This window comes from Glaciihabitans sp. INWT7, from assembly GCF_014217685.1.
GTDB lineage: Bacteria > Actinomycetota > Actinomycetes > Actinomycetales > Microbacteriaceae > Lacisediminihabitans.
This window is the reverse complement of the sequence record NZ_CP043653.1, coordinates 2,803,274-2,820,546: the sequence shown is the minus strand read 5'-3', so window position 1 is coordinate 2,820,546 and position 17,273 is coordinate 2,803,274. Positions and strand designations below refer to the sequence as shown.

The following is a 17,273-nucleotide window of genomic DNA, read 5'->3' as shown; positions in this document are numbered from 1 at the left end:
CAGACGGGCAGGCTGCGCTCGGTCGTGCCACAGGTGTTCGACCTGAGGTCGTCAGGCCGGCGAACGCTCGAATCGATCGTGCCGGCGTTGCAGATCGTCATCGCCTCCTCGACCTCCTACGCCGTGGCGCACTACCTGCTCGGGCACGCGGTGCCACTGCTCGCGGTCACCGTCACCATCTCGAGCCTCGGTTTCGTGCGGGATGCCCGCCCGATTCGGGTGCTCGAGACGGCGATCGGCATCATCATCGGCATCGTGCTCAGCGAGGCCCTGCTCCTCACGGTGGGTCAGGGTCTCTGGCAGGTCGCGCTCGTACTGATGCTGACCCTGATCGTGGCGCGCGCCCTCTCGCCGAGCAACGCTTTTGCGGTCGCGGCGGGAGTGCAGTCGATGCTCGTCATGTTGTTGCCTGTGCCCGCCGGTGGCCCATTCGTGCGCAGCATCGACGGAATTATCGCGGGGGTCGTCGCGCTCATCGTCACGGCCCTCCTGCCCCGGGACCCCCGACGGCTCGCGCGTCAGGATGCCCGGCGGCTCTTCGCGTCGCTGACCGAGGCACTGGACTCGCTGGTAGTCGCGCTGGAGAGGGCGGACGAGCCCTCCGCCGAGCGCGCTCTCGAGAGGCTACGCACCACCCAGCCGGTGATCGACAGTTGGGCGGCATCCCTCGACTCTGCCGCCGCGATCGCCCGGATCTCACCGTTCCTGCGACGGCGGCGCCCGGATCTGCTCGCGCAGACGCGCGTGTTGCGCGGCATGGATCTCGCCACGCGCAACCTGCGGGTGATCGCCCGGCGCATCGACTTCCTGGTGCGCGACGGTGCGCCGAGACCCGGGATAGCCTCGATCATGGCGAGCCTCGGCACCTCGGTGGAGTTGCTCGGCCAGAGCCTCGACGACCCTCTGCTCGCCGACACGGTGCGCGTCGGACTGGTTGCCGTCGCCGAACGGCTTCGGCCGGACACCGTCGTCTCCGGCGCGCCCGTCACGGATTCCGTCGTGATCCTGATGATGCGGCCTCTGCTCGTCGACCTGCTGACGGCCGCGGACCTGCCGGCCGAGAAGGCTCGAGCGCTGCTCCCAGAGCTGTGACGACCCTTCCGGTCACCAAGCGAAACCCTGGGGTGCCACCGCCTCCCAGAGCACCGTGAGCTCCCCGAGCTTCCATCGAGACCGGCCCCCCTGCACGGGCCAGCCCGCCTCCGCGAGGCCCTGGGCTGTGGCGATCCACCGCTGGGACGGGCCGTAGACCGAGAGCGCCGCGTTGAGCTGCCACTGCCGATCGAGATCGCGCAGGAACGCGTGCACCCCCTCCCCGGGCACGTTGCGATGGATCAGCACCTTGGGCAGTCGCTCCGCCACGATCGACGGTCGTTCGAGGTCGGCGAGGCGCAGGCTGACCGTGAGGGTGCGGGGACCCTCTGCCGTGACATCCACCCAACTGGCGACCCGGCCCACCTCGTTGCAGGTGCCCTCCACGAGCACTCCAAGGGGATCGAGGCGCGACACCATCAGGTGCCATGCGCTGAGCACCTCGGATTCGTCGTACTGCCGAAGCACATTGAGCGCCCGGATCACCGTGGCCGAGCGCCCACCGGGCAGCGGCACCTCGAAGCCGCCGAGCGCGAAGCGCACGCCGGGCCGCGCGGAGAGGCTCGCGAGCGCCACCCGCGCCGGATCTATCTCGAGGCCGACGACCTCGACCCCCGGCCGCACCCGGGAGAGCCTCTGGTGCAGTTCGAGGGTGGTGGTGGCGGATGCCCCGTAGCCGAGGTCGACCACGAGTGCTTCGGCCGCACGGCGGAAGGCGGGCAGCTCCGCGATCCACCGGTCGACACGGCGGAGCCGGTTGGTGCCGGTGGTCCCCCGAGTGATCGAACCGATGGGCATGCGTCGATTATCCCGCTCGCTAGAGTTGAGGCATGACGTACACGCTCATCCTCCTGCGCCACGGCCAGTCAGACTGGAATCAGAAGAACCTCTTCACCGGGTGGGTGGATGTCGACCTCAGCGATGTGGGACGCACCGAGGCCCGTCGGGCCGGCGAACTGCTCGCGGAGTCCGGCATCCTCCCCGACATCCAGTACACGAGCGTTCTCAAGCGAGCCATCCACACCGCCGACATCGCGCTCGATGTGGCCGACCGGGACTGGATCGACGTGAAGCGGAGTTGGCGCCTCAATGAGCGTCACTACGGTGCCCTTCAGGGCAAGGACAAGGCGCAGACCCTCGCAGAGTACGGCCAGGAACAGTTCATGACCTGGCGCCGGTCGTTCGACGTTCCGCCGCCGCCGCTCGACGACGACAGCGAATTCTCGCAGGCCCACGATCCGCGTTACGCCGGCCTCGGCGACGACCTTCCGCGCACCGAATCCCTCAAGCTGGTCATCGACCGCATGCTCCCTTACTGGCACTCCGACATCACGATCGACCTTGCCGCGGGGAAGACCGTGCTCGTCACCGCGCACGGCAACTCGCTGCGCGCGCTCGTGAAGCACCTCGACCACATCGCGGATGACGCGATCGCCGAGCTCAACATCCCGACCGGAATCCCACTGGTCTACACACTCGACGAGACCTTCGCGCCCGTGAAGCCCGGCGAATACCTCGACCCCGAAGCCGCGGCTGCCGGTGCGGCAGCCGTGGCGGCGCAGGGAAAGAAGTAGCGCCGCTCTCGAGCGTCAGCGGTTCTGGCGACCACCGGGCCGCTCGCGGACTACAGTTCCGCGGCCACCCAGTCGCCCGTAGCCAGATACTGCACCTTCTTCGCGATGGAGACCGCGTGGTCGGCGAACCGTTCGTGGTAGCGGGACGCGAGCGTGGCATCCACCGTGTCGACGGCCGCACCCTTCCAGGTCTCGCCGAGCACCTTGTCGAACACGCTCAGGTGCAGCGCGTCGATGCGGTCGTCGTCGTTGCGGATCTCCTCTGCGATGCGCACGTCTTCGGTGCGGAGCAGCTGGGTGAGCTTGCGCGCGATCTGGACGTCGAGGTGGCCGAGTTCGGCGAACGTGGTCCGAAGCGACTTCGGCACCACCTTGTCGGGGAAGCGGTAGCGGGCCAGCTGGGCGATGTGCTCCGACATGTCACCCATGCGCTCGAGCGAGGCGCTGATGCGCAGGGCGCTTACTACGATTCGCAGGTCGCGGGCAACCGGCTGCTGGCGGGCGAGGATGGCGATGGCGAGCTCGTCGAGTGCGATGGCCGCTTCGTCGATCTTGCTGTCGTCGGCGATGACGGCCTCGGCGAGTGACACGTTCGATTCGTTGAACGCCCGGGTGGCGTTGTCGATCGACGTCTCCACGAGGGTCGCGATCTCGACGAGGCGCTCCTGCACCTCCGCCAGTTCCTGCTGGAATACCTCGCGCATCGTTCACGTCCCTTTCGCTGCGAGTCTTCGATTCCCGCACAGTTCTGCTGCAACCCTGCCCCGCGCAGGTGAACAGCGGGGGAACCGCACCTGAACAACACGCCAAGTGCCGGAGCCGGCTACCGTGCGGGCGCGAGCCGGACCCCCAGATGTAACTAATCTAGTGGCTATGGACTCCGCCCTGCTGGTGCCGCTCGCGCTGGCTTTCGGCATCGCCGTCGGCGTCGGCGTCACGGCGCTGCTCGTCGCCTCGGCCCGTCGCGGTCAGCGCGCCGTTGCGGTGGTGAGCACCGCGGTACCCGACGGGGTCGACCAGGTGATCGAGGCGCTCGAGTCCGCCGGGATCGTGCTCGATCCCTCGAACACCGTGGTGAAGGCAAGCCCCGGGGCGATGGCCTTCGGCCTCGTCTGGAACCAGGCCCTCGTGCATCCGGAACTCGTGACCATCGTCGATCGCGTCCGTCGATACGGCGAACCGATCACTCAGGAGCTCGAGCTCTCCCGCGGCCCGTTCGGCGACGCGAACATCTACCTCTTCGTGCGGGTCGCCCGCCTGGGGGCCCGGTACATCCTGCTGCTCGCAGAGGACCGCACGGAGTCCTACCGCCTCGACGAGGTGCGACGGGACTTCGTGGCCAACATCAGCCACGAACTCAAGACCCCGATCGGCGCGGTCGGCCTCCTCGCCGAGGCGTTGCAGGCAGCCTCCGACGATCCGGACCAGGTGCGCCGCTTCGCCAAGAGGCTCACCAAGGAGGCGGATCGCCTCGCCCGCATCACCCAGGAGATCATCGAGCTCTCCCGACTGCAGGCGGCGGATGCGCTCACCAGTCCCCATGTCGTGGAGATCGACCACGTGGTTGCCCTCGCCATCGATCAGAACCGGGTGGCGGCGGAGTCCAGTCGCGTCACCATCGTCAGCGGGGGAGACGCCGGCGCGGAGGTCTACGGCGACGAGCCGCTGCTCGCCGTCGCCCTGCACAACCTCATCGCCAACGCGATCCAGTATTCGCCCAAGGGCTCCCGGGTCGGCGTCGGCGTGAGCAATGCCGACGGCATCGTCGAGATCGCCGTCACCGACCAGGGCATCGGCATTCCCGACGACGAACTCGACCGTGTCTTCGAGCGCTTCTTCCGCATCGATCCGGCTCGCTCCCGTCACACCGGCGGTTCGGGGCTCGGCCTCAGCATCGTCAAGCACGTCGTGCAGAATCACGGCGGCGACATCCGCGTCTGGTCCCAGCCCGGAAACGGGTCGACCTTCACCATCCGCCTGCCCGAAGCGTCCCACGCCACGGCAGCATCCCTGAAAGAGGCTTGAGTTGCGCATCCTGATCGTCGAAGACGAACCCTCCCTGAGCGAGCCCCTCGCCTTCCTGCTCGGTCGCGAGGGCTACGAGACCTCGATTGCAGCCGACGGCATCTCCGCCCTCGCGGAATTCGACCGCACCGGAGCCGACCTGATCCTGCTCGACCTCATGCTGCCCGGCATCGCCGGAACGGAGGTGTGCCGCGAGATCCGCACCCGCTCTCAGGTGCCGATCATCATGCTCACTGCGAAGGACAGCGAGGTGGATGTGGTGGTCGGCCTCGAGCTCGGCGCCGACGACTACGTCACCAAGCCGTACTCCACCCGCGAGCTGCTCGCGCGCATCCGCGCCGTCATGCGACGCCGGGTGGAGACCGACGAAGACGACACCGCCATTCTCGAGTCCGGCGATGTGCGCATGGATGTCGACCGTCACACCGTCGCCGTGCGCGGAGTTGACACGGCCATGCCGCTGAAGGAATACGAGCTTCTCGAGGTGCTTCTCCGCAACTCCGGCCGGGTGCTCACCCGCGGGCAGCTGATCGACCGGGTCTGGGGCTCAGACTACTTCGGCGACACGAAGACGCTCGACGTGCACATCAAGCGCATCCGGTCGAAGATCGAGAAAGAGCCATCCGACCCGAGGATGCTGTTGACCGTTCGCGGGCTGGGTTACCGCTTCGAGCCCTGACCCGGCTCCTACATGCGAGGCAGCGTCCGCGAACGCGGGCGGCTGGGCGCAACGCTACGGCGTGGTCGTCGCCGTAGGGGTGGGGACCGGGATGACCGTGGGGTTCACCGGCGGAGTGGCGGTCGGCAGCGGCGTCGGCAGGAGTTTCGAGTATTCGGCGAGTGACCCGTCGAGCACCGGCACGAGCAGCTGATCTCCGGTCTCCGTGCCGTACTGCACGAAGACGGGGAAGAGGGATCCGGGCTTCGAGTCGATGCCGCTGAAGATCAGCTGGCGGGTGTCGGATGATCCGAACGTCTTCACTTCGCCCGCGTCCAGCTGCACGCGGGTGTCGACCTTGCCGGAGGTGCCCTCGGCGGTCGTGCCGTCGTACTGGATGAGCACGTTCACGGTCTTCTGGCCGTCGTTGACGAGGTTGACGAGGAAGCTCGCCTCCTGACCGTCCTTGGTGAGGAGCAGCGCGTTGCGCACCTTGACCTGGCCGACGGTCGCGCCCACCCCGTCACTAGGGTCGTATTTCTTGAGTGTGGACTGCGGCGCGAAGAAGCTGCAGCCGGCAGTGGAGAGCAACAGCGAAGCCGCCACTACGACGGTTGCGACGATGCGAGCTCTCACGGGACCCTCCAGAACGAAACGAAGACACGGCGATATCGCAGCGGATGGCCAACGAAACCAGTTCGAAGTTTAGCCTACGGCGGCGGCCGCCAAGGCCTCCCGCCCCCGCCGCGGAAAAGGCCCTGTGATAAACTGACGGCCACTGAAACGGAGTGCCAGCAATGCTTTTCGAGGTCGGCGAGACGGTCGTTTACCCCCACCACGGTGCGGCGACGATCACCGAAGTGAAGACGCGCAAGGTCAAGGGCGAAGACAAGCTCTACCTCAAACTCGCCGTCGCGCAGGGCGGCCTCGTGATCGAAGTGCCGGCAGAGAACGTCGATCTTGTCGGCGTTCGGGATGTCATTGGGCAAGACGGCCTCGACCGCGTCTTCGAGGTGTTGCGAGCTCCGTTCACCGAAGAGCCGACAAACTGGTCCCGCCGTTTCAAGGCCAACTTGGAGAAGCTCGCGTCGGGAGACGTGATCAAGGTGTCCGAGGTCGTTCGCGATCTCTGGCGGCGCGACCAGGATCGGGGGCTGTCCGCGGGCGAGAAGAGCATGCTCGCCAAGGCCAGGCAGATTCTCGTCTCCGAACTCGCCCTCGCCGAAAAGACCGACGAAGAGAAGGCCTCGACCGTGCTCGATGAGGTTCTTGCGTCCTAGCCCCGAGCCCGAGGTCGGCATCATCGTCGTCGCCGCCGGCAGCGGTTCCCGTTTGGGGCACCCGCACCCCAAGGCTTTCGTGCCGGTGTCCGGGCGGCCGATCCTGGTGCACGCCCTCGAGGGGGTCTTCGGCAGTGGCGAGTCGGCTCAGGTGGTTGTCGTCGCGCCCGCCGACTGGATCGACGAAGCACGCGCGCTCGCGGCAGAGGTCGCCGGGACCGCTCATGAATCGGTGACCGTCGTCACCGGTTCCGATTCGCGCCAGGGTTCCGTGGCGGCGGGCCTCGCCGCGCTCGCACCGGGCATCCGGATCGTGCTCGTCCACGACGCGGCCAGGGCGTTCACGCCGCCTGCCCAGTTCGACGCGGTGGTCGCGGCGGTGCGCCAGACCGGCTCGGGCGTGATCCCCGGCCTCGCTGTCGCCGACACGATCAAACGGGTGGAGGGCGGCCTCGCGGTTGCCACCGTCGATCGCTCGGAGCTCGTCGCGGTGCAGACCCCGCAGGGCTTCCCCCGGCAGCAGCTCGCTGCCGCATACGCCGACTCGAGTGCCGACCACACCGATGATGCCGCGCTCTTCGCTGCCTCCGGCCACCCGGTGGTCGTGATCGACGGCGACGCCCTCGCCTTCAAGATCACGACTCCGTGGGATCTCCGTCGAGCCGAAACGCTCCTCTCCCCGGTCGCGCCGGCGGAGACCCGCACCGGCATCGGCATCGACGTTCATGCCTTCGACGAGTCGAGCCCGCTCTGGCTCGGCGGTGTCTTCTGGCCGGGGGAGGTCGGCCTCGCCGGGCACAGCGATGGGGATGCGATCAGCCACGCCATCTGCGATGCGCTGCTCTCGGCCTCCGGTCTCGGTGACCTCGGGTCGAACTTCGGCACCTCGGATCCCCGGTTCACGGATGCCCACGGCGAGGTCTTCCTCGCCGCGACCGTTGACCTCGTGGCGGCGGCCGGGTTCGTGATCGGCAACGTCTCTGTGCAGGTCGTGGCGAACCACCCGAAGATCGGCACCCGGCGAGCCGAGATCGAGACCACGCTCAGCTCCCTCGTCGGGGCTCCGGTGAGTGTGGCGGCGACGACCTCCGACGGGCTCGGGTTCACCGGGCGGGGCGACGGGATCAGCGTCATCGCAACCTGCCTCCTGCAGCGCATCGGGTCCGGGAGCACTCGGTAGGCTGGTGCTCGTGACAGTGCGCCTCTACGATTCCCGCTCGCAGGGGCTTCTCGACCTCGTGCCGATCGTCGAAGGCAAGGTCGGCATCTACGTCTGCGGACCAACCGTGCAGTCTTCGCCGCACATCGGTCACCTGCGCTCCGCCCTCGTCTACGACCAGTGGCGACGCTGGCTCGGCTATCGCGGATACGACGTCACCCTCGTGCGCAACGTCACCGACATCGACGACAAGATCCTCGCGAGCGCAGCCACCGGGAGCGAAGAATGGTGGGCCCTCGCCTACCGCTTCGAGCTCGAGTTCACCCGGGGGTACGAGCGCCTCGGCATCCTCGCACCCACCTATGAGCCGCGCGCGACCGCCAGCATCCCGCAGATGCAGCGATTGATCGCGGAGCTGATAGAGCGCGGTCACGCCTACGCCGCCGACGACGAATCGGGCGACGTCTACTTCGACGTAGCGTCCTGGCCGGCGTACGGCGAGCTCACCAACCAGAAACCCGCAGACATGGCGGCGTCCGCCGATGCGCCGAGTCGGGGCAAGCGCGATGCCCGCGACTTCGCACTGTGGAAGGGGCATAAAGAGGACGAACCGGCCTCCGCCGCATACCCCTCGCCCTGGGGCGACGGCCGCCCGGGGTGGCACATCGAATGCTCTGCGATGTCGCAGCAGTATCTCGGTACCCGGTTCGACATCCACGGTGGCGGTCTCGACCTGCGGTTCCCGCACCACGAGAACGAGCTGGCCCAGTCATCCGCCGCCGGCCACGGCTTCGCGGGCGCCTGGGTGCACAACGGGCTGGTGAATGTGAACGGACAGAAGATGTCCAAGTCACTCGGCAACTCGATCTTCGCCGCAGAGTTCCTCGATCAGGCTCGCCCCCTCGTCGTGCGGTACTACCTCGGCTCCGCCCACTATCGCTCGACCATCGACTATCACGACGGGGCGCTTCTCGAAGCGGAAGCCGCCCTCGATCGCATCGAGGTATTCCTCGATCGCGCGGCGCGCCGCCTGGAGGGAACCCAGTTCGCCGGCACGGGCGTCGAGTCCATTCCCGACGAATTCGCCGAGGCGATGGACGACGATCTCGCCATCCCGCAGGCGATGGCAGTGCTCCACGAGCAGGTTCGTGCCGGCAACGCGGCGCTCGACGCGGAGGACCTCGGCAGCGCCGCGGCCCTGCAGGGCCAGGTATTGGCGATGACGGAAGTTCTCGGAATCAACCCGATGGCCGTAGAGTGGCAGACTGCTGCGGATGATCCGGCGAGTGTAGCGCTCGCAACTCTCGTCGAGAAATTGCTCGAGGACAGGGACGCGGCACGCAAGGCGCGCGATTTCCCGTCCGCCGATCGCATTCGCGACGAACTTGCCGCAGCCGGCATCCAGATCGAAGACACCCCGTCGGGGTCGCATTGGAGTCTTGACTAATGAAGAGCAGTGGAGCCAACAAGCCGCGCGCAGGTGCCGTGCGCAAGAGCAGCACCGGCAAGCAGGTCGGCTCCGGCGGCCAGGGTCGCCAGGCGCTCGAGGGCAAGAAGCCGACCCCGAAGGCCGTCGATCGTCCGTACCATCCCGCGGGCAAGCGCAAAGCGGCCAACGACCGCTTCGCCGCGGCCGGCGGCACGAAGAAGCCATCGAGCACGGGCGCCCCGCAGCGTGCTGCCGGACCCCAGCGTGCACAGCGTCCGAAGCAGACCGACGAGTTCGAGGTCGTCACCGGACGCAACTCGGTGCTCGAGGCTCTCCGCGCCAAGATCCCGGCGACCGCTCTCTATATCGCCACCCGCATCGAATACGACGACCGTGTGAAAGAGGTCATGCAGATCGCGACAAAGCGCGGCCTGCCGATCCTCGAGGTCATGCGGCCCGAGCTCGATCGCCTCGCCGGCTTCGACTCCGTGCACCAGGGGCTCGCGCTCAAGGTTCCGCCCTATGAGTACGCGCACCCCACCGACCTCCTCGACAAGATCGTGGCAAGCGGGCGCGTGCCGCTCCTGGTCGCGCTCGACGGCGTGACCGACCCCCGCAACCTCGGTGCGATCATCCGCTCGGTCGCTGCATTCGGTGGCCACGGCGTGATCGTGCCGCAGCGTCGTTCGGTGGGTCTCACCGCCGCCGCGTGGAAGACTTCGGCCGGCGCGGCCGCCCGCACGCCCGTCGCGATGGCGTCGAACCTCACGCAGACGCTCAAGGCGTTCAAGGAGCGTGGCGTGTTCGTGCTCGGACTCGCCGGCGACGGTGACACACCGCTGCCCGAACTGTCGTGGGCTAAGGAGCCACTGGTGGTCGTGGTCGGCAGCGAGGGAAAGGGACTCTCCCGCCTCGTGACCGAGACCTGTGATGCCGTGGTCTCCATCCCGATCAACTCCTCGACCGAATCCCTCAATGCCGGTATCGCCGCGAGCGTCACCCTCTACGAGATCTCGAAGCAGCGCGCCAAGAAGAAGTAGCCCGCGGCGCGGCGGCTCAGACCTTCGAGCGCCAGTCGTCCTCTGCGATGACGTCCACCGGCAGGGTGATCGTGCCGGTCGCCGGAGCGATGACCGTCGCCTCGTCCCGGCGGTGGCGCAACACGGTGTCGATATAGGAACTGACGGCCTCGGCGAGGGGAACGTCGCGGTTCTCGTTCTGCGACAGGTACCACCGGTGCTCGAGCAGCTGGTGGAACATCTCCGCCGGCTCAAGCCGGCCCTTGAGATCGCGGGGGATGGCGCGGATCACGGGCTCGAAGACCTTCGCCAGCCATTCGTGGGCCACCATCTCCTCGTCGTCACCCTGCTTGTCGAAGGTGGCGGTGTAGGAGTCGAGGTCATTGAGCAGACGGCGCGCCTGGTTCTCTTGGGCGTCGAGACCGGTGAGGCGCAGCAGGCGGCGCTGGTGGTGCCCGGCATCCACCACCTTGGGCTGGATGCGCACCTGCGAGCCGGTGTCGTCGGTCTTGATGGCCAGCTCCTCGATGTCGAAGCCGAGCTCGTTGAGCCGTTCGACACGCTCGTTGATGCGCCAGCGTTCTGAGGAGGAGAAGGATTCGGATCCGGTGAGCTCGACCCAGAGGCTGCGATAGGCCGCGACGATGCCGTTCGACACCTCGACGGGATCCAGTCCCTCCTCGAGTCGCCCGCCCGCGGCGAGGTCGAGCAGTTCGCCGGCGATGTTCACCCGGGCGATCTCGAGGTCGTTCTCGCGTTGGCCGTTCGACAGCCCGTTGTAGAGCTGGCCGGTCTCGGCATCCACCAGGTAGGCGGCGAAGGAGCCGGCGTCCCGGCGGAAGAGGGTGTTGGACAGCGACACGTCGCCCCAGAAGAACCCGATGATGTGCAGGCGCACGAGCAGCACCGCCAGCGCGGAGACGGTGCGTGTGGCGGTCTCGGGGCGCAGGGTCTGCGAATACAGCGCCCGGTACGGCAGTGAGAACTTGAGATGGCGGGTGACGAGCACGGAATCGAGCTCGTTGCCCTCGTCATCCGTGCGATTGGTGATCACCGCGACCGGGTCGACACAGGGCACATCGAGCTTCTGCAGGGTACGCAGCATCTCGTACTCCCGGCGGGCGAGCTCAGACGAGGTCTCCTTGATCGCGATCACATAGCCGCTGAGATGCACGAACCGCACGAGGTGGCGCGAGATGCCCTTGGGGAGAGCGGCGATCACGCTGTCCGGCCAGGTGTCGAGCGGCAGGTTCCACGGCAGGTCGAGGAGTGCGGGATCGACTGTCGCAGAGGTGATGTTGAGGGAACCGCTCATGTGCGTTGCCTAACGGGATCGTGGTGCGGACGAAAAAGTGCGGGCGACGATCGTGATCGCCGCCCGCACCAAAGGGTATTCGACTGCTTAGTCGACCACTGCCTTGCTCAGGCGGTCGCCCGATTCGATGTCGAACGCGTGCACGTGAGCCGGCTCCGGAAGGATGAAGACGGTCTCACCGGCGTTCGGGTGCGAGCGGCCGTCGACACGGGCCACGAGGTCGACTCGCGCTCCGTCGATGTCGGTGTGGCCGTAGAGGTAGCCATCGGCGCCGAGCTCCTCGACGAGATCGACAGCGACCTTCAGGCCTTCGCCAGTGGTGGAGACGCGCACGTCTTCCGGGCGCACACCGATCGTGACCTTGGTGTTGTCGGTCTTGCCCATGGTGGCCCGGTCGAGCGCGGCGACTGCCGTGCCGAACTTGAGGCCGCCGTCGACGAGCTCCGCGGTAAAGAGGTTCATGGCCGGGGAGCCGATGAAGCCGGCCACGAAGACGTTCTTCGGGTTGGCATACAGGTCGCGGGGTGTTCCCACCTGCTGCAGCACACCGTCCTTCAGCACGGCGATGCGGTCGCCCATGGTGAGCGCCTCGGTCTGGTCGTGGGTGACGTAGACGGTCGTGACGCCGAGCCGACGCTGGAGCGATGCGATCTGGGTGCGGGTCTGCACGCGAAGCTTGGCATCGAGGTTCGACAGCGGCTCGTCCATGAGGAACACCTGGGGCTGGCGCACGATTGCGCGGCCCATGGCGACGCGCTGACGCTGGCCACCGGAGAGTGCCTTCGGCTTGCGGCCGAGGTACGGCTCGAGGTCGAGGAGCTTGGCGGCTTCGAGAACGCGCGTGGCACGCTCGTCTTTGTTGACGCCGGCGATCTTGAGCGCGAAGCCCATGTTCTCGGCGACGGTCATGTGGGGGTACAGCGCGTAGTTCTGGAACACCATCGCGATGTCGCGGTCCTTCGGGGGCACGTCTGTGACGTTGCGGTCGCCGATAAGGATGTTGCCGTCGTTGACCTCTTCGAGGCCGGCGAGCATGCGGAGGGACGTGGACTTTCCGCAGCCGGAGGGTCCGACGAGCACGAGGAACTCACCGTCCGCGACGTGCAGGTCGAGCGCGTCGACCGCGGGCTTCGTCGAGCCGGGGTAGAGGCGGGTAGCTTTGTCGAAAGTGACAGATGCCATGGTTGTACAACTCCTTCACCGGCAGGTACGTGCCGGACGATCCGTAGTGAATGGATGGTAATGCACTGCCATTATGCCACTCGAACGGGGTGCACCAGGGGGCCAATTCCTCTCGCTAGGCTTAAACGACGGGCACTTTGGCTTTTTCCCAGACTGCGTGTCTAGTGTTCTTAGGGCTCCGCTCACGGCAAACTGCAGCGGCTGATGGCCACAGCATTGATTGATAGCGAGTGAGGTTCGATGACCTACGACGGTTCGAGTGACAAAGGTCTCAGCAAGAACGAGCGGCGTGAGGCTGCGCGCGAGAAGGCCCGAGCGCTCCGCGAACAGCAGAAGAAGAAGGATCGCCGCAGTCGGGTGATTCTGCAAGGGAGTCTCGCCGTACTGGTGATCGCCATCGTCGCCGTCATCGGTCTCGTGATCGTCAACAGCGTGCGGCCACCTTCTCCCGGCCCCGCGAACATGATCAGCGACGGCATCAAGATCGGCCAGGGGTTCAAGGCCGTGCCGACCGCCGCCCTCCAGCCGGACGCCAGCCCCGTGCCATCCAAGACCAACGCCGCCAACGTGATCGACCTTCGGGTCTACATCGATTACCAGTGCCCGTATTGCGGTGATTTCGAAGCGACCAACGCGGCGCAGATCAAGAAGTGGGTCTCCACCGGGGCGGCCACTCTCGAGGTGCACCCGGTCGCCATCCTCGACCAGTCTTCGCTCGGCAAGAAATACTCCACGCGAGCCGCGAACGCGGCCGCTTGCGTGGCGAACTACTCGCCCGACCAGTTCTTCGACTTCAGCGCGCTGCTTTTCGAGAACCAGCCCAAGGAGAACACCGAGGGCCTCACGGATGACCAGATCATCTCGCTCACGAAGAAGGCGAAAGTAGGCAAGGCGGACTCGATCGCCAACTGCATCTCCGACCAGAAGTTCAAGTCGTGGACGAATGCCGCGACCGCCCGGGCCACAACCGGTCCGCTCGCCGGCACGGATGTGGAGAATCTCTCCTCCACTCCCACCGTGATCATCAACGGCAAGAAGTACGGCGGAGCCATCGACAACGCCGCGGACTTCGCGACCGCGGTATCCAAGGCCGCCGGGGACAGCTTCAGCGAAGACTCCTCGGCGACGCCGAGCCCGTCGCCGTCGGCCGCCGACGGCAACTAGCCGAGCGGCGCACCGGCGGATCACCAGCGGATCGCGCCGGAGAGATCAGCTCGAACCAGAAAGGCCGGACCCGCGGGTCCGGCCTTTCTCGTTCTCCATCAGTTGCGCCGGAGTCAGTCCTGCAGTGCCGCGGCCGGCACGGGGGCCGAGGTGATGATCTTGCCCGGGTTGAAGGTGTTCGTCGGGTCGGCCGAGTCGAACAGACCCTGCATCACCGCGACACCCCCCGCAGAGATGTCCTGCTCGAGCCACGGAGCATGCTCGAGGCCGACGCCGTGGTGGTGCGACACGGTTCCGCCCGAGTCGATGAACGCCTGCTGGATGGCACTCTTCACGACGTCGTACTGGTCGAGCGAATCGCCGCTCGGCAGGTAGGCGAAGGTGAAGTACAGGCACGCCCCGGAGTGGTACGAGTGCGAGAGGTGGGCCATGATCCAGCCCTTGACCCCGATCTCGTCGAAGGCCTTGTTGGCGGCGGCCATCACGTTGTCGTACAGGCCGGGGAGCTTCGACCAGGGGGCCGAGGTCTCCGAGACATCCGCGGAGCCGCCGAGGTCGAGCAGGAAGTCGCGGATGTACGGAGTGTCGAACTTCTTCTGGTCGTAGAGGGCGCCGGGTCCCTTGCCCACCCCGATGCCGCCGTGCTTCTTGACGATGCGACCGACGAGCTTCTCGTTGCGGGCCACGTGCTCTTCGCTGCCCTCGTAGCCGATGAACGACAGGCACATCTTGTCGGTGTCCCAGCCCTTCGACTTGAGGAAGACGCCGAGACCCTTGGTCACCAGGCTCGAGATCCCTTTGCTCTCCTTGCTGGTCGCGAACGAGAACACGGTCTCGCGCCCGTCGGAGACCCGGGTGACCGAGGGAGTCGCGTCGCTTTCCGAGATCTCTTTCATCGCCGCGAGGCCGTCGGTCCAGGTGGGATAGAGGTAGGCCTGGATCTCCCGCTTGACCGGGACGCGGTGCACCTGCACTGTCACCTCGGTGATCACGCCGAGGCGTCCCTCGCTGCCGAGGATCATCTCCCGCACGCTCGGGCCGGTGGAAGCACTCGGAACGGCACGGATCACGAGAACCCCTCCCGGGCGTACGACGCGGAGTCCCTTGGCGATATCGGCGATGTCTCCGTACTTGTCGGACTGCATGCCAGAGGATCGCGTGGCGACCCATCCGCCGACGGTGGAGTGGGTGAAGCTGTCGGGGAAGTGACCGATGGTCCAGCCGCGCTTCTCGAGCTGGGCTTCGAGGTCGGGGCCCTGGGCTCCGGCTTCGATGCGCGCGAGACCGGAGCCCTCGTCGATGTCGATCACGCGGTTGAGGCGACCGAGGTCGAGGGAGATCACGGTGCGGGTCTCCTCGGCGAGCGGCTCGAGGCTGCCGACGATGTTGCTTCCGCCACCGAAGGGGATGATCACGGCGTCGGCCGCGACGGCGGCGTCGACCACCTGCTGCACCCCGAACTCGTCGGCGGGGTAGATCACCACGTCGGGGGTTCGGGCGAGGGATCCGGCGCGAACGCGGATCAGGTCCCGGATGCTCTTGCCGAAGGTGTGCACCACGCGGCTCATGTCGTCGGTGGTCACGTGCTCATCGCCGGCGATGGCTGTCAGCTGGGCGATGAAGTCCGCGCTCGCCCGGCTGACCGGCACGTCGAGGTCCTCGAACGTGGGCGGCGCGACGGTCGGCGCTCCCGGCTCGAGCCCGAGGGCGAAGGTGAGGAATGGGGCGAACCCTGGCTTGTCATCGTGATGGAACGCGACGCCATCCCGTCCCCAGCCCCACCACTTCATGTGCTGAACATCGGTCACTTCTGTACTCCTTATGTGTTGCGGGCACCGCGGTCATTTCTGCCGGGGTCGTGTGTGTCGGCCGAGGATGTCGGCCGAATGCAGGTCTCTCAGGCGCACGATCTCCTGGCGGGTGCGCTCGGCGAAGTCTGCCTTGGATTCGCCCTCGGCGGCGCGGAGGGGGTCTCCGAAGACGACTCCGACCGGCAGCCGGCCGGGCCTCGGCCAGTTCGTGCCCCGGGGGTGCGCGATGTGTGCCCCGATCAGGGCCACCGGGATACACGGCACATCGCAGGCGGCGGCGAGGGCCGCGGCTCCCGGCTTGAAGCGGCCGAGCTCGCCGTCTTTAGACCGGGTGCCTTCCGGGAAGATCAGCACGGGGATGCCGCGCATCAGCAGCGAGCGGGCGCTGGTCGACGATGTCTCTGTTCCGGTTCGACGAACGGGAAAGGCATTGAAGAACAGCGCGGTGAGCCCGCGGCGCCACCAGACGTTGAAGAAGTAATCCGCGGCGGCACCGGCGGCGAGGTAGCGGGCCAGTGGGCGGGGGAGCGATCCCACGATCAGGGGTGTGTCGAGATGACTGGAGTGGTTCGCGATCACCACGAACCCGCCCTTCACCTCCTTCAACTTCTCGCTGCGGATCACAGTGACGCTGGTGAGAGACCAGATGAGCGGCTTGAGCAGTGCGCGCTGGGCAAGGAACCGTGCCACGGCCTGGTAGGGAGAATTGAAGCGATCATGAAGACGCGTCGCTGCGGAACGGGGCCCGGCGGGGCGAGAGCTGAGAGGCATCCGCACCGTCACCGCACTACGGGCTTTCGCCTCGACGACGAGATCGCGCCGGAGAACGAACGGATGGCGCTCTTCGGAGCGAGCCCGGCCAAGCCGATCAGCGCTCGGTAGCGAAGAGTAGGTATGGAAATCACTTTGCCTCGATCCACATCGCGCAGGGCTGCGCTCACCAGTTGTTCGGCGTCGAGCCACATAAAGTTTGGGATACTGCCCGAACGGATGCCGGCTCGCTCATGAAACTCCGTGCGAACCCAACCCGGGCAGAGGGCCGTGACCGTGACGCCGCTGCCGCGCAGCTCCACCGCGAGTCCCTCGGTGTACGAGGTGACCCAGGCCTTGATCGACGAGTAGGCGCCCATCGTGAGGAAACCGGCAGTGCTCGAGACATTGAGGATGCTGCCGGAACCGCGCTCGACCATGCCCCGAGCCGCCGCGCCGCTCAGGACGAAGACCGCGCGGCACATGACCTCGAAAGCCCGGTCGAATTCGGAGACGTCGGGATCGAGCGACGAGGAATGCATGCCGAATCCGGCATTGTTCACCAGCATGTCGATGGGACGCTCTGGATCGCTCAGCCGTTCGGCCACCCGCGCGACCGCGTTCCGGTCCGACAGGTCGGCCGGGAGCAACTCGACGGTACGCCCCGTCGCCCGCAATTCCGCGGCCATCGTTTCGAGCCGATCGGTCGACCGAGCGACGAGCACGAGATCATAGCCACGCGCGGCGAGGAGACGGGCGAACGCGGCACCAATGCCAGACGTCCCGCCAGTGACGAGAGCTACACCCATGCCGTT

The 17,273-nt window shown here is 66.9% G+C and carries 17 protein-coding genes; 9 read left to right on the top strand and 8 right to left on the bottom strand.

Annotated features, from left to right (window positions below; genetic code table 11):
* Positions 1-24 precede the first annotated feature (24 nt).
* Positions 25-1,092 carry an aromatic acid exporter family protein gene (locus tag F1C58_RS13590; RefSeq protein WP_185201601.1) on the top strand — a complete coding sequence of 356 codons (1,068 nt, stop codon included), beginning with the start codon at positions 25-27 and terminating at the stop codon, positions 1,090-1,092.
* Between the two features lie 12 nt (positions 1,093-1,104).
* Here F1C58_RS13590 and F1C58_RS13585 read toward each other — a convergent pair whose 3' ends face one another.
* Positions 1,105-1,890 carry a class I SAM-dependent methyltransferase gene (locus F1C58_RS13585; RefSeq protein WP_185201600.1) on the bottom strand — a complete coding sequence of 262 codons (786 nt, stop codon included), beginning with the start codon at positions 1,888-1,890 and terminating at the stop codon, positions 1,105-1,107.
* A 32-nt stretch (positions 1,891-1,922) separates the two neighbouring features.
* On the opposite strand from F1C58_RS13585, the gene F1C58_RS13580 reads away from it, so the two are divergent.
* On the top strand, positions 1,923-2,666 hold the full coding sequence (locus F1C58_RS13580) for a phosphoglyceromutase (RefSeq protein WP_185201599.1): 744 nt from the start codon (positions 1,923-1,925) through the stop codon (positions 2,664-2,666).
* 50 nt (positions 2,667-2,716) lie between these two features.
* Here F1C58_RS13580 and phoU read toward each other — a convergent pair whose 3' ends face one another.
* Positions 2,717-3,370, bottom strand: a complete 654-nt coding sequence (phoU, locus tag F1C58_RS13575) for a phosphate signaling complex protein PhoU (RefSeq protein WP_185201598.1) — start codon at positions 3,368-3,370, stop codon at positions 2,717-2,719.
* A 169-nt stretch (positions 3,371-3,539) separates the two neighbouring features.
* Here phoU and F1C58_RS13570 point away from each other — a divergent pair, with 169 nt between their 5' ends.
* Both F1C58_RS13570 and F1C58_RS13565 read left to right on the top strand, forming a co-directional pair.
* Positions 3,540-4,691 (top strand): cell wall metabolism sensor histidine kinase WalK, encoded by a 1,152-nt coding sequence (locus tag F1C58_RS13570; RefSeq protein ID WP_185201597.1) that lies wholly within the window; start codon positions 3,540-3,542, stop codon positions 4,689-4,691.
* Position 4,692: 1 nt separating this feature from the next.
* Entirely contained in the window at positions 4,693-5,370 is a 678-nt protein-coding gene (locus tag F1C58_RS13565; RefSeq protein ID WP_185201596.1) for a response regulator transcription factor, read from the top strand.
* A gap of 54 nt (positions 5,371-5,424) precedes the next feature.
* On the opposite strand, the gene F1C58_RS13560 is transcribed toward F1C58_RS13565, so the two are convergent.
* On the bottom strand, positions 5,425-5,985 hold the full coding sequence (locus tag F1C58_RS13560) for a hypothetical protein (protein ID WP_185201595.1): 561 nt from the start codon (positions 5,983-5,985) through the stop codon (positions 5,425-5,427).
* 161 nt (positions 5,986-6,146) lie between these two features.
* On the opposite strand from F1C58_RS13560, the gene F1C58_RS13555 reads away from it, so the two are divergent.
* Genes F1C58_RS13555 through rlmB form a run of 4 tightly spaced genes read left to right on the top strand, consistent with a single transcriptional unit; the run spans position 6,147 to position 10,257 of the window.
* Positions 6,147-6,629: a CarD family transcriptional regulator gene (locus F1C58_RS13555; protein ID WP_185201594.1), complete on the top strand. Its 483-nt coding sequence runs from the start codon at positions 6,147-6,149 to the stop codon at positions 6,627-6,629.
* Positions 6,619-7,809 carry a 2-C-methyl-D-erythritol 4-phosphate cytidylyltransferase gene (ispD, locus tag F1C58_RS13550; protein ID WP_255461118.1) on the top strand — a complete coding sequence of 397 codons (1,191 nt, stop codon included), beginning with the start codon at positions 6,619-6,621 and terminating at the stop codon, positions 7,807-7,809. Before F1C58_RS13555 ends, ispD begins: the two co-directional genes overlap by 11 nt.
* Positions 7,810-7,819: 10 nt before the next feature.
* Positions 7,820-9,235: a cysteine--tRNA ligase gene (gene cysS, locus F1C58_RS13545; RefSeq protein ID WP_185201592.1), complete on the top strand. Its 1,416-nt coding sequence runs from the start codon at positions 7,820-7,822 to the stop codon at positions 9,233-9,235.
* Positions 9,235-10,257 carry a 23S rRNA (guanosine(2251)-2'-O)-methyltransferase RlmB gene (rlmB, locus tag F1C58_RS13540; RefSeq protein ID WP_185201591.1) on the top strand — a complete coding sequence of 341 codons (1,023 nt, stop codon included), beginning with the start codon at positions 9,235-9,237 and terminating at the stop codon, positions 10,255-10,257. Before cysS ends, rlmB begins: the two co-directional genes overlap by 1 nt.
* 16 nt (positions 10,258-10,273) lie before the next feature.
* Here rlmB and F1C58_RS13535 read toward each other — a convergent pair whose 3' ends face one another.
* Both F1C58_RS13535 and F1C58_RS13530 read right to left on the bottom strand, forming a co-directional pair.
* The gene (locus F1C58_RS13535) at positions 10,274-11,551 is read right to left on the bottom strand and encodes a DUF4032 domain-containing protein (RefSeq protein ID WP_185201590.1); all 1,278 of its coding nucleotides are present in this window, start codon (positions 11,549-11,551) and stop codon (positions 10,274-10,276) included.
* Between the two features lie 87 nt (positions 11,552-11,638).
* Positions 11,639-12,733, bottom strand: coding sequence for an ABC transporter ATP-binding protein (locus tag F1C58_RS13530; RefSeq protein ID WP_185201589.1), 1,095 nt, complete (start codon positions 12,731-12,733; stop codon positions 11,639-11,641).
* 240 nt (positions 12,734-12,973) lie between these two features.
* On the opposite strand from F1C58_RS13530, the gene F1C58_RS13525 reads away from it, so the two are divergent.
* Positions 12,974-13,897, top strand: coding sequence for a thioredoxin domain-containing protein (locus F1C58_RS13525; protein WP_185201588.1), 924 nt, complete (start codon positions 12,974-12,976; stop codon positions 13,895-13,897).
* A gap of 113 nt (positions 13,898-14,010) precedes the next feature.
* Here the strand turns inward: F1C58_RS13525 and F1C58_RS13520 are convergent, their stop codons facing one another.
* From F1C58_RS13520 to F1C58_RS13510, 3 genes are all read right to left on the bottom strand, one after another.
* Entirely contained in the window at positions 14,011-15,705 is a 1,695-nt protein-coding gene (locus tag F1C58_RS13520) for an FAD-binding oxidoreductase (RefSeq protein WP_219731978.1), read from the bottom strand.
* Positions 15,706-15,738: 33 nt separating this feature from the next.
* The gene (locus F1C58_RS13515; RefSeq protein WP_255461117.1) at positions 15,739-16,398 is read right to left on the bottom strand and encodes a 1-acyl-sn-glycerol-3-phosphate acyltransferase; all 660 of its coding nucleotides are present in this window, start codon (positions 16,396-16,398) and stop codon (positions 15,739-15,741) included.
* Positions 16,399-16,487: 89 nt separating this feature from the next.
* Positions 16,488-17,267: an SDR family oxidoreductase gene (locus F1C58_RS13510; protein ID WP_185201586.1), complete on the bottom strand. Its 780-nt coding sequence runs from the start codon at positions 17,265-17,267 to the stop codon at positions 16,488-16,490.
* Positions 17,268-17,273: the final 6 nt, after the last annotated feature.

Coding starts and splice junctions, on each gene's coding strand:
- F1C58_RS13535 (WP_185201590.1), bottom strand. CDS start 11,551: ATGAGCGGTTCCCTCAACATCACCTCTGCGACAGTCGATCCCGCACTC.
- F1C58_RS13570 (WP_185201597.1), top strand. CDS start 3,540: ATGGACTCCGCCCTGCTGGTGCCGCTCGCGCTGGCTTTCGGCATCGCC.
- F1C58_RS13530 (WP_185201589.1), bottom strand. CDS start 12,733: ATGGCATCTGTCACTTTCGACAAAGCTACCCGCCTCTACCCCGGCTCG.
- F1C58_RS13555 (WP_185201594.1), top strand. CDS start 6,147: ATGCTTTTCGAGGTCGGCGAGACGGTCGTTTACCCCCACCACGGTGCG.
- F1C58_RS13585 (WP_185201600.1), bottom strand. CDS start 1,890: ATGCCCATCGGTTCGATCACTCGGGGGACCACCGGCACCAACCGGCTC.
- F1C58_RS13525 (WP_185201588.1), top strand. CDS start 12,974: ATGACCTACGACGGTTCGAGTGACAAAGGTCTCAGCAAGAACGAGCGG.
- F1C58_RS13510 (WP_185201586.1), bottom strand. CDS start 17,267: ATGGGTGTAGCTCTCGTCACTGGCGGGACGTCTGGCATTGGTGCCGCG.
- rlmB (WP_185201591.1), top strand. CDS start 9,235: ATGAAGAGCAGTGGAGCCAACAAGCCGCGCGCAGGTGCCGTGCGCAAG.
- F1C58_RS13580 (WP_185201599.1), top strand. CDS start 1,923: ATGACGTACACGCTCATCCTCCTGCGCCACGGCCAGTCAGACTGGAAT.
- phoU (WP_185201598.1), bottom strand. CDS start 3,370: ATGCGCGAGGTATTCCAGCAGGAACTGGCGGAGGTGCAGGAGCGCCTC.